The sequence below is a fragment of the Flavobacterium sp. 38-13 genome (genome assembly GCF_001899155.1).
Classification (GTDB): domain Bacteria; phylum Bacteroidota; class Bacteroidia; order Flavobacteriales; family Flavobacteriaceae; genus Flavobacterium; species Flavobacterium lindanitolerans.
The window spans coordinates 371,822-387,114 of sequence record NZ_MKVG01000007.1 but is presented as its reverse complement, the minus strand read 5'-3'; the positions used below and the strand labels follow the sequence as shown (position 1 = coordinate 387,114).

Sequence of the window (15,293 nt, the reverse complement as noted above, 5' to 3'; positions counted from 1 at the left end):
AATATGAAAATCAATCCAAAAACAGGAATAGACAAACTGGTCTTCGGGATGTTGCAAAAAGATGTAGAAGAAGTATACGGCAAACCCGATAAGACTTCTCCTGATGAAGATGGTAATAGAATACTACAGTACAACAAGCAGAAAATCCGACTGACTTTTTACAAGGATGAAGATTTCAGACTGGGTTATCTTATCACATCCAATCCGGAAGTTTTACTTTTCGATAAAAAAATTATAGGCCGTCCAATGGCTGAAGTACAAAAAGAACTCGAAACTGCCGGATGGGCAAAATGGGAAAAGGAAGAATTCGATACGCTGGAAAACTTTTTTAACGAAGCTAACTGGACAATACTCCAAGCCGAATTTGATGAGGTGGTAAAGGTAGAAATAGGAGCCATCATCAATGACAAGGATGAATTTGAATGGAAGTTCAAAAAATAAAAAAAGGGATTTTCTAAATGAAAATCCCTTTTTTTGTATTGTATTTAAAAGCTAATTATTGTTTTGGTGCTTCCAAAAGCTCTACTTCAAAAATAATGTTGGAGTTTGGTGGAATTACGTTGCCAGCACCTCTTTCGCCATAACCGAGATTAGACGGGATGAAGAATGTAGCCTTATCTCCAAATGACATTAGGTTAATTCCTTCAAGGAAACCAGGAATCAGGCCTCCTTTGTTTGTAATATCAAAAGGAAATGGCTGGTAACCACCTTGTGCTTCGCGGTTAGCATCATATTTTCCGAATGCTTTTGATATTTCTGCATTACTACTGTCAAACAGGCTTCCGTCTTCCAGATAACCTGCATAACCAACATAAACTGTTCCTGATGTAGGTTTGGCTCCGGTTCCTTTATGCGTAATGGCATACTGCAAACCTGATTCTGTTTTTTTGGCAGTAGCTTTCATAGCTGCAAATTCAGCAACTTTTTTAGCCTTTACAGGAGCATACTCAGCCTCCAATGCTCTTTTTTTCTCGGCTTCGGCAGCAAGTTGTTTTTTCTCTATTTCATCTTTGTTGGCAAAGTAATCATTGAAAACTTTTGCAGCATCGAATTTTTTAGCGTCAGCTCCATTACGGATGATTTTAACTTCCATGATTACATCATTCTGCTCAATAGCATTCACTATATCCATACCGCTGATTACTTTACCAAAAACAGTATGTTTTCCGTCAAGCCACGGAGTATCTTTATGAGTGATAAAAAACTGGCTTCCGTTGGTGCCAACTCCGGCATTAGCCATAGAAAGTACACCGCCTGAATCATGTTTCAATTCCGGAACAATTTCATCTGCAAAACGATAGCCCGGACCGCCGGAACCATTACCGTCCGGGTCACCGGCCTGAATCATAAAATCTTTAATTACTCTGTGGAATTTAATTCCCGTATAGAAAGGTTTTCCTTTATATTTTGCACTTACGGCATTGTTTGTTCCCTCTGCAAGTGAGATAAAGTTGGCCACCGTAATAGGTGTTTTTTGGTATTCCAACTTCACGACTATTCTTCCTTTGTTTGTTTCTATCTGAGCATAAATGCCCGGGTCTTGAGCCGTAGCTCCTGCTTTTTTAGTTGTTGCGGCTTTCTTTGGAGCGGCTGATTTTGTCTGGGCGCTAAGACCAGTTGTCATGACCAGAAACAATAAGCAAATAAATTTTAATTTCATTGTGTATCAGATTAAGTTTTCTATACTGTTTTTAAGAATCTATTAGTTTGCAGGAGTAGCTCCCAGCATTTCAATTTCAAAAATAATATTAGCATTTGGAGGAATAACACCACCAGCCCCTCTTTCTCCATAGGCAAGATAAGAAGGAATAAAGATAACTGCTTTATCTCCAGGCGATAATTGTTCAATGCCTTCAATAAAGCCCGGAATCATGCCTTCTTTCATTCCAATAGTGAAGGGAATTGGAGAATAAGCCTTGGCTGCAGCTCTGTTAGGATCTAATTTCCCGAAAATTGTAGCGATACTTTCGATATTGGTGTCAAACAAATCACCATTTTCAAAGTAACCGGCATAGTTAATAGAAACCGGAGTTCCGGCTACAGGCGTTTTTCCTTTTCCTTTGGTAATTATTTTATATTGTAATCCGGATTGGGTTTTGGTTGATTGCGCTTTTAACTGTTGGAATTGAGCCTCCTTTTCTTTAATGACAGCAGAATATTTCTCTCTCATCTTTAATTGCTCTTCTTCAAGTTTTTTTAGCTCTTCAGTTTGTTTGTCAAAACCATCTTTAAAAATTTTAGGAGCATCAAACTTTTTGGCATCCTGACCCTTACGGATAATAGTTATTTTTTTAATAACATCGTCTTGTTGTATAGCATTCACAACTTCCATCCCGTTGCCCATGACATGGCCAAAAATAGTATGGATGCCATCAAGCCATGGTGTAGCCTGGTGTGTGATGAAAAACTGACTTCCGTTTGTAGCCTTACCTCCGTTTGCCATAGACAGCACACCGCCTTTGTCATGTTTTAGTTCCGGAACAATTTCATCCTGAAAACGGTAACCTGGTCCTCCGGAACCATTTCCGTCAGGATCACCACCCTGTATCATAAAATTAGGAATCACCCTGTGGAATTTTAATCCGTCATAGAAGGGTTTTCCTTTGTATTTTTCATTTACTACAGGATTTTTTCCTTCGGCAAGCGATACAAAATTAGCAACCGTAACCGGTGTTTTTTTATACTCCAGTTCCACCATAATGGTTCCTTTGTCTGTTTCGATTTCAGCATACATACCATCAGGCAGATTGCTGTTAGACTTGTCGCAGGATAAAAATAAAACACTAAGGCTTAAAAGTAAACTTGTTATTTTCTTCATAGTGAATAGTCGGTTTATTGTTTGATTGTTTCTGTTGTTTTTGGAGTCTCGGTAGTTAGTGGGACCGTCGTTTTTGCATCTTTAGCAGTTGCCTTAGCGTCTTTTTCCGGTTTGATGTCCTTTAGGGTAATTGTAACCATCAAAGGCTGGTTGTGGCCAATTCTCCTGTTATCGCCATGATAGCCATAGCCCATATGCGAAGGAAAAAGGAAAGTCAGTTTTTCCCCTTTTTTCATCAGCTTGATACCGTCACGCATTCCCATCATGATATTTTGCTTATCGACACGATACACCTGCGGACGAAGTTCTAATTCTGTATAAATCATGTTGCCGTTCAGGTCTTTGACTTCATAATCAAAATAGGCAACATCTCCTTTTTTTGGAGTCAGCGTATCGGCCACCGTACTTTTTAAATCATATTTATACCAATAACCTTTTGCTGTGGCTATATATTTGGCCGCCGTATCTTTTTTGATAACGGCTTCGATTTCGGCTTCCTCACCGGCAATCAGTTTTTTGTTTCGCTCAACAGACTCTTTCATAAAAGTTCCTGAGGAATTCGAAATAGGCTTTCTGGCCTGTTGTTGTGTACAGCCCGTAACCAGTAGAGCCCCGGCTGTAATACCCAAAATAAGCTTGAAAAATTTCATAGGCCTACACATTAAAATTTTGTTTTGGTAAAATAGATTCAAATTGTTTTACGGTTTCGTCTAAAGACAGGGTTGATTTTCCTCCAGCCGCATTAATATGTCCTCCACCGTTAAAATAGTCGCGGGCAAATTGGTTGACATCAAAGTTGCCCTGCGAACGGAATGAAATCTTAATAATTCCTTCTTCTTTATTTTCGATAAATATGGCTGTGAAGATAATTCCGCGTATGGTCAGTCCATAGTTTACAATGCCTTCCGTGTCACCTTTCACATAATGAAACTCATCGAGTTCCTGCTGTGTCAGTTTGATGTAGGAGGTTTTGTATTCCGGCAGCACTTTCATGTTTTGCAATGCTCTTCCCAAAAGCTGAAGCCTGTGATAAGAATTGTTGTCAAACAATGAATTGTGGATGTCTCCGTTTTCTACACCAATATCCAGCAACTCAGCCACAACGCGATGGGTCATACTGGTTGTTGAAGGGAAACGGAAAGAACCCGAATCTGTTACGATTCCCGTATACAGGCAGGAAGCAATAGTTTTGTCAATCAGGTTTTTATGGCCTAAAAACAAGATGAAATTATAAATCATCTCGCAAGTAGATCCGAAATTTGTATCAGAATAAGTATAAATCGCATAATTGTCCGGTTTCTGATGATGGTCTATCATAATAAACGGCACTGTTAACTTCGACAATACGCTTTCCATTTCTCCCGTTCTGTGAAGTGCATTGAAATCTAACGTAAAGACTAATTCTGCTTTTTGGAGAACTGCTGTAACATTTGTTTTGTCTTTTTCATAAATCAGTACGGCTTCAGAACCGGGCAGCCAGGCCAGAAATTCAGGAAATTCATTTGGAGCAATCACTACGGCATCATGGCCTAGTTTTTTTAGCAGGTGGCATAATCCAAGAGTAGACCCCATAGCATCACCATCTGGACTTCGGTGCGGAATAATTGCAATCTTTTTAGGCGATACCAATAATTCCTGTATCCCTTTAATATCTTCTTCTTTCATAGATTGCGAAATTACATTTTTTTGCTATAATAATTAATAAAATTAAGGAATGTAGTAATACAAATGCATTATAAATCTTTCAGGTCTTTTCGCCTGATTTTCTGATAAACAATATGTTTTGGTCCTTTAACGATTTGAGAGTGATAGATTCCTACAGAACCTGAACAGAAATAAGCCACCAGGCAGGCCAATGCGACATAAATTCCACAATCTACTCCAAAGAGTTCCATTCCCATGATGCTACAGGCTACAGGCGTATGTGTGGCGCCTGAAAAAACAGCAACAAAACCCATACCAGCCAAAAGTGCCACAGGCAGCGGAATCAAACCTGAAAGTGCACTCCCTAGGGTTGCACCAACAAAAAACAAAGGTGTCACTTCGCCTCCTTTAAATCCGGCGCCTAACGTAAATCCGGTAAAAAGTATTTTAAGTAAAAAATCAAAATTGTCACTCTGGTTTTGGAAAGAATCCACAATGGCAGGTATTCCCAATCCGATAAATTTTGTAGTATGGGAGCTGAAAATAACAATTGCAAGAATAATTCCGCCCGCAAATGGTCTTAAAGGTGGATATGGAATGTATTTCGAAAAAAGGTGTCCCCAAAAATGAGTTGTTCTTGAAAATAGCATAGCTGCGAGTCCAAAAAGAATGCCGGCAGGAACTATCCAAAATAAATTCATGGCAGTAAGCTCCGGAACAAAAGGAATGGAATAGTGGGTGTGTTTTACAGGCAATAGCTCTACCGTATAATAAGCAATGTAGGCGGTCATAAAAGATGGAACGATGCTGTTGATTCGTATTTTACTGAAATACAAAACCTCAAGAGCAAAGAGGGCTCCCGCCAATGGTGTTCCAAAAATGGAAGCAAATCCCGCACTTATTCCTATTATTAATATCGTTTTTCGTTCTTCAGGCTGTAATTTAAACAGAAGTGTAAACTGGTCGGATAGGGCACCGCCCATTTGAACGGCAGTTCCTTCACGTCCGGCAGAACCGCCAAAAAGATGTGTGATGATGGTTCCTGCTAACACCAGTGGTGCCATTATAAAAGGAATGGTTTTCTTCGGATTATCATATTCCTCTAAAATCAGATTGTTTCCTTTTACTGCTTCTTTGCCATAATAGTAATACAGAAGCCCTATCATCAGGCCTCCAACAGGCAATAAAGAAATAATCCAATAATTATTTTCTCTGTAAGAAGTAGCCCATTCAAGTAAAAAAAGAAAGAGGGCCGAAGCCAATCCTGAAAGTATTCCTGTAAGCAAACAGATTACTATCCATTTGAAAAAAGAAGATAAATGATTTTGAATACCTGTTGATTCCATGTTCATGGGTTCGTTCATTTAGCAACCGGAACAATTTCTGGTATTATAAAAAGACAAAAAATAAGTGCCTGATTAAAAAAATGGTTGTAAACAGTAATGCAATACTACAAAAAAACTTTTTTGTTTTTTTGCCGATGCGTTTTTAATTTCAAATAGTAATAGTATTTTTGCGCATGCAACACAACGTACTTATTTTAGATTTCGGATCGCAATACACACAACTGATTGCGAGAAGGGTTCGCGAATTAAATATCTTCTGCGAAATATTCCCATACAATCATTTTCCGAGTGATTTATCCAGTTATAAAGCTGTAATTTTATCAGGAAGTCCTTTTTCTGTAAGAGCAGAAGATGCACCGCATCCTGACCTGTCACAAATCAGAGGCAAACTGCCAATGCTTGCCGTTTGTTATGGAGCACAATATCTTGCCCACTTTTCAGGAGGTGAAGTAGCACCTTCCAATATTCGTGAATACGGAAGAGCCAATCTGACTTTTATCAAAGACGATGAAGATTTCTTTGATGATGTACATCTTAACAGCCAGGTTTGGATGAGCCATAGCGATACTATCAAAAAAATGCCTGAAAATGGCATAAGGCTGGCAAGTACCAAAGATGTAGAAAATGCGGCCTATAGAATAGAAGGAGAAACGACTTATGCTATTCAATTCCACCCGGAAGTATACCACTCAACCGATGGAAAACAGATTTTAGAGAACTTCTTGGTTAAGATTGCAAAAGTGCCTCAAAACTTCACGCCAAATGCATTTGTTGAAGAAATCGTAGCCGAACTTCAGGAAAAAATCAAAAACGATAAAGTAGTTCTTGGTTTATCAGGTGGTGTTGATTCTACCGTAGCGGCAGTTTTGTTAAACAAGGCCATTGGTGAAAACCTATACTGTATTTTTGTAAATAACGGATTATTGCGCAAAAATGAATTCGAAAACGTCCTGGAACAATACAAAGGAATGGGACTCAATGTTAAGGGAGTAGATGCTTCGGCACGTTTTTTGGGTGAGTTGGCAGGAATAGAAGACCCTGAAACAAAAAGAAAAACAATCGGACGTGTGTTCATTGAAGTTTTTGACGACGAATCTCATCAATTGGAAGACGTGAAATGGCTTGCCCAGGGAACTATTTATCCTGATGTAATCGAGTCGGTTTCTGTGAAAGGACCATCGGCAACCATTAAATCCCATCACAATGTGGGAGGTTTGCCGGATTTCATGAAACTAAAAGTTGTAGAGCCATTGCGTATGCTTTTCAAAGATGAAGTAAGACGAGTAGGTGCTACATTGGGAATCTCTCCGGAATTATTAGGAAGGCATCCTTTTCCCGGACCGGGATTATCCATCCGAATCTTAGGCGATATCACTCCGGAAAAGGTGAGAATCCTTCAGGAAGTAGACTCTATTTTTATTGAAGGATTGAAATCACATGGGTTATATGACAAAGTTTGGCAGGCAGGCGCAATTCTGCTTCCTGTAAACAGCGTAGGTGTCATGGGAGATGAAAGAACCTATGAAAAAGTAGTTGCCCTGAGAGCAGTTGAATCAACAGACGGAATGACGGCAGACTGGGTACACTTACCGTATGAATTTTTGATGACGATTTCAAACGAAATTATAAACAAAGTAAAAGGCGTGAACAGAGTTGTATACGACATCAGCTCAAAACCGCCTGCCACAATTGAGTGGGAATAAGAAATTGAAAAATTAAATTAATTAAGTCGTTGCTTTTCTCTAAATTAGTAACGACTTAATAGCTTATAAAACTTATATAGCCTTTAAAAGAAAGAATAAAATGAAGCAGTTTTTTTATGTACTTGTATTAATGTTTTTAGTGTCCTTTACAGCAAAGGCACAGCAAAATGTGAAACACACGGTGTTGAGCGGTGAAACAGTAACACAGATTGCGCAGAAATATAAAGTTACACCTCTGGATATTTACACGCTTAATCCTGATGCGAGAAATGGCCTAAAGGAAAATTCGGTTTTGTTGATTCCTTCCAAAGGAACGGTTAAGATTCCGGTTAAAGAGCAAAAAGTTACAGATACGCCATCCCAAAAGAAAAACGGAACACATACCGTTGCTCCAAAAGAAACCGTTTACGGTCTTGCGAAGCAGTACAATATTTCTGTTTCTGATTTAGAAAAAGCAAACCCGGAAATAAAAAACGGGCTAAAAATAGGTCAGGTTCTTACAATACCTAAAAAAGAGCAACAAGCTCCACCACAAGAAACAAAGCCTACTAAGAAAGAGGAAAGAAAAGCGGAGAAGGCAGAAAAGAAAGCTGAAAAAGAAGAAAAGAAAGAACTCAAAAATACGGTACAGGATTTTACTCACGAAGTACAGCCAAAAGAAACAAAATATTCTATTGCTAAAAAATACGGAATTACTCTTGAAGAATTGGAAAAGAGAAATCCGGAAATCAAAGAAGGTTTAAAAATAGGGCAGGTATTGATTATTAAAGGCAATCCTTCAAAAGTAGAAACTGCTGATAAAAAATCGGAAACCAGACAGGAAGCTCCAAAACAGGAAACCGCAGATTCAAATTTCGACAAATATGAAGTAAAACCTAAAGAAACACTTTACAGCCTTTCCAGACAATTTGGCTTAAGCCAAAACGAGTTGATTGATTTGAATCCGGAACTGAAAGATGGCGTAAAAGTTGGTATGATGCTAAAAGTTCCTAATACGTTGCCGGTATCAGGTGCTTCGACTAAAAATTTTACGGATTTGACTAAAACACTTTCGAAAAAAGATAGAAAGGAATTGGTGTTGTTGCTGCCTTTTAACCTGACAAAAATAAGTGGAGATTCGACATCAACTGTTCAGACAAGACTTAAGAAAGACGGTTTCTTAAATATGACTCTCGATTTTTACTCAGGAGCTTTGATGGCAATTGACTCTGCAAAAACATTAGGACTGAATATTGACGTAAAGATTTTTGACTCACAGGAAAATAAAAATACATCCAATATTTCAAGCACTTTTGTACAGAATAATCTAACGAAAGCGGATGTGGTAATCGGGCCGTTTTATCAGGCACATGCCGAAAAAACGGCAGAAATGCTGAACCAAAGTAATGTTCCTGTAATTTCACCATTATCAAAAGATAGTGCTAAACTGTATAGCAACCTATACCAGTCAATGCCAACGCCGGAATATCTGAGAAATGCTATGTTTGATTACATGAACAGCAAAAATGGTAATATAGTGGCCGTTGTCGACCCTAAAAAAGCAACGACCAGAAAATATATTTCAGACAACTATGGCAATGTCCGATTTGCTACTTTTACCGATAAAGGAGGATTGTCTGCAGAAAGCCTGAAATCATTGCTTAAACCAAATCAGATGAACTATGTTGTTATGGAAACGGCTAGTATCTGGATGATTAAGTCTACAATTACAGCCTTGTTGGCAGCACAATCCGAATATCAGTTGCAATTGGTTATTTTGGAATCGAATGAAGCCCTGGATTCTGATGAAATTTTAGTTTCCAATCTTGCTAAGCTAAAAATGATGTATCCTGCCGTGACACGTGAAAATGATACGCCCGAAGCATTGATTTTTGCGAAAATGTACAAAAAGAAAAACAACATCCTGCCAAACCAGTATGCAACCCGTGGATTTGATGTTACATTTGATGCCATGCTACGACTTTCGCAGGAAAAAAGCTTTGAAGAAACCATCTATGATGTGGCTACAGAACAAGTAGAAAATAAATTCAACTATAATAGAAATCCGGCGGGAGGCTACTCTAATAAAGGTGTTTACATTCTTTATTATGATGAAGACCTGTCTGTTAAAGAAGCAAAATAATGACATCAAAAGTAACATACCTGGGAGATTTAAGGACTTCTTCCGTACACCTGCAATCAGGAACCGAAATTCTTTCCGATGCGCCAACTGATAACCATGGAAAAGGTGAAGCTTTTTCCCCTACAGATTTACTGGCCAATGCGTTGGGTAGCTGTATGATTTCGATTATGGCAATCAAATCAAAAGATATGGACATAAACCTGGTAGGTTCGACTGTTGAAGTAACCAAAATCATGCAGGCAGAACCAAGAAAAATTGCGAAGATTGAAATCGTGATGAATATGTCGGTTGCCGCCGATGATAAGACCAGGACTATATTGGAAAGAACAGCAATGAATTGCCCGGTTATTCTTAGCCTGAATCCGGATATCGAAAAAGTAATCACCTTTAACTGGAAATAATCATTGGAAAATTCTCAATTCATTACTTTTCAGAAATTCAATCTTAAAGAAGATGCTGTCGAACTGGCTAATTTTTTAAAAGAAAGCCGTATAGAGTACCGCATTGAAGATGTTTCTTCCGGTTTGGATGGTAATTTTGGTGGTTCGGAACTGACAAAGGATTACCTGATAAAACTGCAAAAGGAAGATTTTGAAAAAGCCGATGTTCTTTTGCTACAGCTTTCGTCTAATCTGGTAGAAACTATTGGTTCAGACCATTATCTGCATGACTTTACAGATGAAGAGCTAAAAGAAATCATCGTTAAGAAAGATGAATGGAGCCACCTGGATTATTTGCTGGCCCAAAAGATTCTTAAGGAAAGAGGACATGAAATAGCCCCGGAAGAAATCGAAAGGCACAGAAAGCAGCGATTGGAAGATTTGGCTAAGCCGGAAGAACGCCAGACTACCTGGATTATCATTGGCTATATCATGGCTTTTTTAGGCGGATTTATGGGGATTTTTATAGGATGGTATTTGAAAACCCATAGAAAGACACTCCCAAACGGCGACCGTGTTTATAATTATATCGAATCCGACAGGAAACAAGGTGGCAGAATCCTGACACTAAGTATAATTTCTCTTGTGTTTTGGATTGGAGTCAGAATCTATTTTTCCAAATAAATGGACGAACAGAAAAAGCTTCTCATAAAATTAGCCCATACCAAAATGCCTTTCGGAAAGTATGAAGGCCGTTATCTGATAGATTTGCCGGAATACTATGTTGTTTGGTACAGCAATAAAGGTTTTCCAAAAGGAGAGTTAGGACAGCAATTGCAACTGGTTTATGAATTGAAATTAAACGGACTGGAAGAACTCGTCAGAAATATAAAGAAACAATATGCCAAACCTTGAGTTGGCAGCAACAAAAAAAGCCTGTGAAATTTCACAGGCTTTTTTTTGTTTAAAAATTATTTGTTGACTACTCTTGTTTTAGCTAAGTCGTCACCCAGTCTTGGCTTATCGATAAGCACCAGAATAGCATCAAGTAACGGAATAAATAAAGTTATATTTCTTGTGGCGCTGGTAGCATAGTCTCCTTCTAAAGAAGAGCCATCTTGCTTAACGGCTGCATACTTCATGATTTTTTTACCAATACTTTGGCCGCCCGGAAGCGCATCTCTTAACAGGTAATAGCCAATGCCAAGTAGCCATCCTATGTGGGAGATTATCCCAATACCGGCAAGAACCGCTATAAAAGAAAACACAAACATTGGGATGTACGCAATAATACCGTCAATAAAGATCCCAAGAAATCGATTTAATTTTGATACTTCTGTCATAATAATTTTTATTTGGTTGATTATAGACTAAAATACAAATTATTTTAACAAAATTGAATTTATTTAAAATAAATTAATGTAAAATCTTTTTTGCTAACCAAACAGCCACTAAATTTTTTCAAAAAAAATAATGTAGGCTCCCGCTTCTCAATTATCAATTAATAATTTGTACTTTTGCCACGTTTTTTTACACAACTACAACGACAAACAACAGCACAATGAATCAGACAAAATATATTTTTGTTACAGGCGGTGTGACTTCTTCTTTAGGAAAGGGGATTATTGCTGCGTCTCTAGCAAAATTATTACAGGCCAGAGGTTATCGAACGACAATCCAGAAATTTGATCCTTACATTAATGTGGATCCGGGAACTTTGAATCCCTATGAGCACGGAGAATGTTATGTGACGGATGATGGAGCCGAGACCGATTTGGATCTTGGACACTACGAACGTTTTTTAAACGTTCCTACTTCGCAGGCAAATAATGTGACTACAGGAAGGGTTTATCTTTCTGTAATTGAAAAAGAGCGAAGAGGAGAGTTTTTAGGCAAAACCGTTCAGGTAGTTCCACATATCACCAATGAAATCAAGGAGCGAATGCAGCTGCTTGGAAAAACTGGCGAATTTGACATAGTGATTACTGAAATTGGAGGTACTGTTGGCGATATTGAGTCACTTCCTTATATTGAGTCCGTTCGTCAACTGGTTTGGGAATTGGGTGAAAACAATGGAATTGTAATTCACCTGACATTAGTGCCTTATTTGGCTGCGGCAGGTGAGCTAAAAACGAAACCGACACAGCATTCTGTTAAGGCATTGATGGAAAGCGGAATTAAAGCCGATATTTTGGTTTGCAGAACAGAACATGAACTTTCTGATGAATTGCGTCAGAAACTGGCTTTATTCTGTAACGTAAAAAGAGAAGCTGTAATCCAATCGATTGATGCTTCAACAATTTATGATGTTCCAAACCTGATGCTGGAAGAAGGTCTTGACAAAGTAGCATTGAAAAAATTGGATTTGCCAGAAAAAGCAACTCCGGATTTGAAACAATGGAACGAGTTCCTGCAAAAACTGAAAAATCCGAAACACATCGTAAATATCGGTTTGGTTGGGAAATATGTTGAATTGCAGGATTCTTATAAATCCATTTTAGAAGCCTTTATTCATGCAGGAGCCGCCAATGAAACCAAAGTCAATGTAGTGAGCATTCACTCTGAATATGTAGATGAGAAAAATATTGCCGACAAGCTAAGGGATTTAGACGGTATTCTTGTAGCGCCGGGCTTTGGTGAAAGAGGAATTGAAGGAAAGATTGATACGGTTCGTTATGCAAGAGAAAATAATATTCCGTTTTTTGGAATCTGTTTAGGAATGCAAATGGCTGTAATTGAATATTCAAGAAATGTTTTGGGGTATTCAGATGCCAATTCAACAGAAATGAATGCGGGAACAGCACATCCGGTAATCAATCTGATGGAAGAACAGAAAACGATTACTGATAAAGGTGGAACAATGCGTCTGGGAGCATGGAAATGTGAAATAAAACCGGATACTCTGGCTTCAAAGATTTATGGTAAAAACCAGATTCAGGAGCGTCACCGCCACCGTTATGAATTTAACGGCGAATATTTGGAAGAATTGGAAAATGCCGGATTAAAAGCATCGGGTATAAATCCGGATACGAAATTGGTGGAAATCATCGAGATTGAGAAACATCCGTTTTTTATCGGAGTACAGTACCATCCGGAATATAAGAGTACAGTCGCACAGCCACATCCGTTATTTGTGAGTTTTGTAAAAGCGGCCGTAACACATAAAAATAAATAGTATTTGAAGGCAACTTCAGCAAAGAACTCACGCGTTAGATGCGTAATTAAATTAATTATTTAGAATACAATGGAAGAAAAAAAGTTTGACCGTAATTCAATTATTGGCTTCTTGTTGATTTTTATGCTTTTGTTGGGCGTAATGTATATCAATAAGCCTTCACAAAAAGAAATTGATGCGAAAGCCAAAATTGAGGCAGAAAAACAAAAAGCAGCAGCAAAAACATCTGAAAAAGAAGCCGCATTAACCGCAGTTGATACTACGGCAAAAGATTCGCTTCAATTGGAAAAATTGAAAAGCTCTTTAGGCAGTTTTGCTTATGCTGCAACACTTCCGTCAGCAAAACAGGAAATCCAGACTTTAGAAAATGATTTGGTAAAACTTACTTTTTCTAACAAAGGAGGTTATATTGTTGGTGCAGAAATGAAAAATTTCGAAGCCGTTAGCAAAGGTTCCGGTGAACTGGTAAAAATAATTAAAGACAATAATGCCAAATTAAATATCGAGCTTAAAACACAAGGCAATCTTGTTTTAAATACAAAAGACCTTTATTTTGAGCCGACTCTTACCAAAGAAGGTGAAAACCAGGTGTTGACCATGCGTTTAAAAGCAGGTCCGGAGCAATATCTGGAATACCGTTATGTATTGAAGCCAAAAGAATACATGCTTGACTTCTCTATCAGAACACAAGGTTTGAGCAAAGTACTGCAGACTTCCAATCCGCTTCCTTTGGAATGGACCATGAAGACCTACAGAAGCGAAAAGAGTATTTCGTATGAAAACCGTTATACAGAATTGGTGTACGAATATGAAAATGGAAAAGACGACTATTTAGGACAATCTTCCAGCAACACCGAAGCTAAAGACGTAACCTATATTGCATTCAAGCAACATTTCTTTACCTCAATTCTTTTGACAGATACACCATTTAAGGTAGCAGAGTTGAAATCAGATAATCTGGTAAAAGATATTGAGAAGGACACCATCTTCACAAAATCGTTTAAAGCTACTGTTCCTTTGGCTTTCAAAGGTGGAGAAGTGAATTACAATATGAACTGGTACTACGGACCAGCCGATTATAAAATCTTAAACAAATACGACAAAAATCTTGACGAAGTGATTTCTTTAGGATGGGGAATCTTTGGATGGATTAACCGTTGGATTTTCATTCCGGTTTATGATTTCCTGAGCCTTTTCTTATCACACGGAATCGCAATTATCGTATTTACTATTCTGGTACGTTTGGTAATGTCACCGGTAACCTATAAGTCATACCTGTCACAGGCAAAAATGAAAGTGCTTCGTCCGGAAATTATGGAATTGAACGAGAAGTTCAAAAAAGATCCGATGAAGAAACAACAGGAAACCATGAAACTGTACAACAAGGCAGGCGTCAATCCTATGGCGGGATGTCTCCCGGCTTTAATGCAGATTCCTGTATTCTATGCCTTATTCCAGTTTTTCCCTTCGGCTATTGAACTGAGACAGAAAAGCTTCCTCTGGGCTGAAGATTTGTCTTCTTTCGATGCTATTTTCTCTTGGAAGCAGCACATTCCGGTAATTTCAGGTTTTTACGGAAACCACATCAGTTTGTTCCCGATTTTGGCAGCAATTGCTATCTTCTTCTACATGAAGATGACAACAGGTGACCAGACAATGAGTGCACCACCACAGGAAGGTATGCCGGATATGAGCAAAATCATGAAAATGATGATTTATCTGTCGCCATTGATGATGATGATTTTCTTTAACAACAATGCTTCCGGATTGAGTTTGTACTATTTTGTCTCCAACACTATTACAATTGGAATCATGCTGGTAATTAAGAATTACATCATTAATGATGAAAAAATCCATGCAAGAATTCAGGAGAATAAAACCAAAGAAAAGCCTAAAAGCAAATTCCAGCAAAAAATGCAGGAAATGATGGAGCAGGCGCAGGAACAGCAAAAGCAAAAAAACAAAGCTCTGGAGGATAAGAAAAAATCACTCGACGAGAGAAAAAAGAAATAAAAAATAAAAAGCACTCAATTAGGGTGCTTTTTTAAATTCTGACACAGTCTGTGACACAAATGTTTCGGCAGGCTTTTTGAAGTGAAGACCAC

The 15,293-nt window shown here is 38.2% G+C and carries 14 protein-coding genes; 8 read left to right on the top strand and 6 right to left on the bottom strand.

Going from position 1 to position 15,293, the window contains the following annotated elements; translation table 11 throughout:
• The first annotated feature begins 3 nt into the window (after positions 1-3).
• Positions 4-441 carry a hypothetical protein gene (locus BGO88_RS04705; protein WP_286706111.1) on the top strand — a complete coding sequence of 146 codons (438 nt, stop codon included), beginning with the start codon at positions 4-6 and terminating at the stop codon, positions 439-441.
• Positions 442-496: 55 nt separating this feature from the next.
• Here BGO88_RS04705 and BGO88_RS04700 read toward each other — a convergent pair whose 3' ends face one another.
• From BGO88_RS04700 to BGO88_RS04680, 5 genes are all read right to left on the bottom strand, one after another.
• Positions 497-1,660 carry a peptidylprolyl isomerase gene (locus BGO88_RS04700; RefSeq protein WP_286706110.1) on the bottom strand — a complete coding sequence of 388 codons (1,164 nt, stop codon included), beginning with the start codon at positions 1,658-1,660 and terminating at the stop codon, positions 497-499.
• A gap of 42 nt (positions 1,661-1,702) precedes the next feature.
• Positions 1,703-2,818, bottom strand: a complete 1,116-nt coding sequence (locus BGO88_RS04695; RefSeq protein WP_286706109.1) for a peptidylprolyl isomerase — start codon at positions 2,816-2,818, stop codon at positions 1,703-1,705.
• 14 nt (positions 2,819-2,832) lie between these two features.
• Positions 2,833-3,468: a gliding motility-associated peptidyl-prolyl isomerase GldI gene (gldI, locus tag BGO88_RS04690; RefSeq protein ID WP_286706108.1), complete on the bottom strand. Its 636-nt coding sequence runs from the start codon at positions 3,466-3,468 to the stop codon at positions 2,833-2,835.
• 4 nt (positions 3,469-3,472) lie between these two features.
• Positions 3,473-4,483, bottom strand: a complete 1,011-nt coding sequence (locus BGO88_RS04685) for a DHH family phosphoesterase (RefSeq protein WP_273238595.1) — start codon at positions 4,481-4,483, stop codon at positions 3,473-3,475.
• A 68-nt stretch (positions 4,484-4,551) separates the two neighbouring features.
• Entirely contained in the window at positions 4,552-5,808 is a 1,257-nt protein-coding gene (locus BGO88_RS04680; RefSeq protein ID WP_286706274.1) for a voltage-gated chloride channel family protein, read from the bottom strand.
• A gap of 173 nt (positions 5,809-5,981) precedes the next feature.
• Here BGO88_RS04680 and guaA point away from each other — a divergent pair, with 173 nt between their 5' ends.
• The 5 genes from guaA (at position 5,982) to BGO88_RS04655 (ending at position 10,928) form a co-directional block, all read left to right on the top strand.
• Complete coding sequence (gene guaA / locus BGO88_RS04675; RefSeq protein WP_286706107.1) at positions 5,982-7,511, top strand: glutamine-hydrolyzing GMP synthase; 1,530 nt, start codon at positions 5,982-5,984, stop codon at positions 7,509-7,511.
• A gap of 100 nt (positions 7,512-7,611) precedes the next feature.
• Positions 7,612-9,633: a LysM peptidoglycan-binding domain-containing protein gene (locus BGO88_RS04670; protein WP_286706106.1), complete on the top strand. Its 2,022-nt coding sequence runs from the start codon at positions 7,612-7,614 to the stop codon at positions 9,631-9,633.
• A complete protein-coding gene (locus BGO88_RS04665) occupies positions 9,633-10,034 on the top strand; it encodes an OsmC family protein (protein WP_056070374.1) in 402 nt (133 codons plus the stop codon). The genes BGO88_RS04670 and BGO88_RS04665 overlap by 1 nt, the downstream gene beginning before the upstream one ends.
• Positions 10,035-10,037: 3 nt before the next feature.
• On the top strand, positions 10,038-10,697 hold the full coding sequence (locus BGO88_RS04660) for a hypothetical protein (protein ID WP_286706105.1): 660 nt from the start codon (positions 10,038-10,040) through the stop codon (positions 10,695-10,697).
• On the top strand, positions 10,698-10,928 hold the full coding sequence (locus BGO88_RS04655) for a DUF3820 family protein (protein WP_056070380.1): 231 nt from the start codon (positions 10,698-10,700) through the stop codon (positions 10,926-10,928). It abuts the gene before it with no gap.
• A 56-nt stretch (positions 10,929-10,984) separates the two neighbouring features.
• Here the strand turns inward: BGO88_RS04655 and BGO88_RS04650 are convergent, their stop codons facing one another.
• On the bottom strand, positions 10,985-11,356 hold the full coding sequence (locus BGO88_RS04650; protein WP_286706104.1) for an RDD family protein: 372 nt from the start codon (positions 11,354-11,356) through the stop codon (positions 10,985-10,987).
• Positions 11,357-11,574: 218 nt separating this feature from the next.
• Between BGO88_RS04650 and pyrG the strand changes: the two genes are divergently transcribed.
• Together pyrG and yidC are read left to right on the top strand one after the other, a co-directional pair.
• Positions 11,575-13,188 (top strand): CTP synthase, encoded by a 1,614-nt coding sequence (gene pyrG / locus BGO88_RS04645; RefSeq protein ID WP_056070386.1) that lies wholly within the window; start codon positions 11,575-11,577, stop codon positions 13,186-13,188.
• 69 nt (positions 13,189-13,257) lie between these two features.
• Complete coding sequence (gene yidC / locus BGO88_RS04640) at positions 13,258-15,201, top strand: membrane protein insertase YidC (RefSeq protein ID WP_056070389.1); 1,944 nt, start codon at positions 13,258-13,260, stop codon at positions 15,199-15,201.
• The last annotated feature ends 92 nt before the right edge of the window (positions 15,202-15,293 follow it).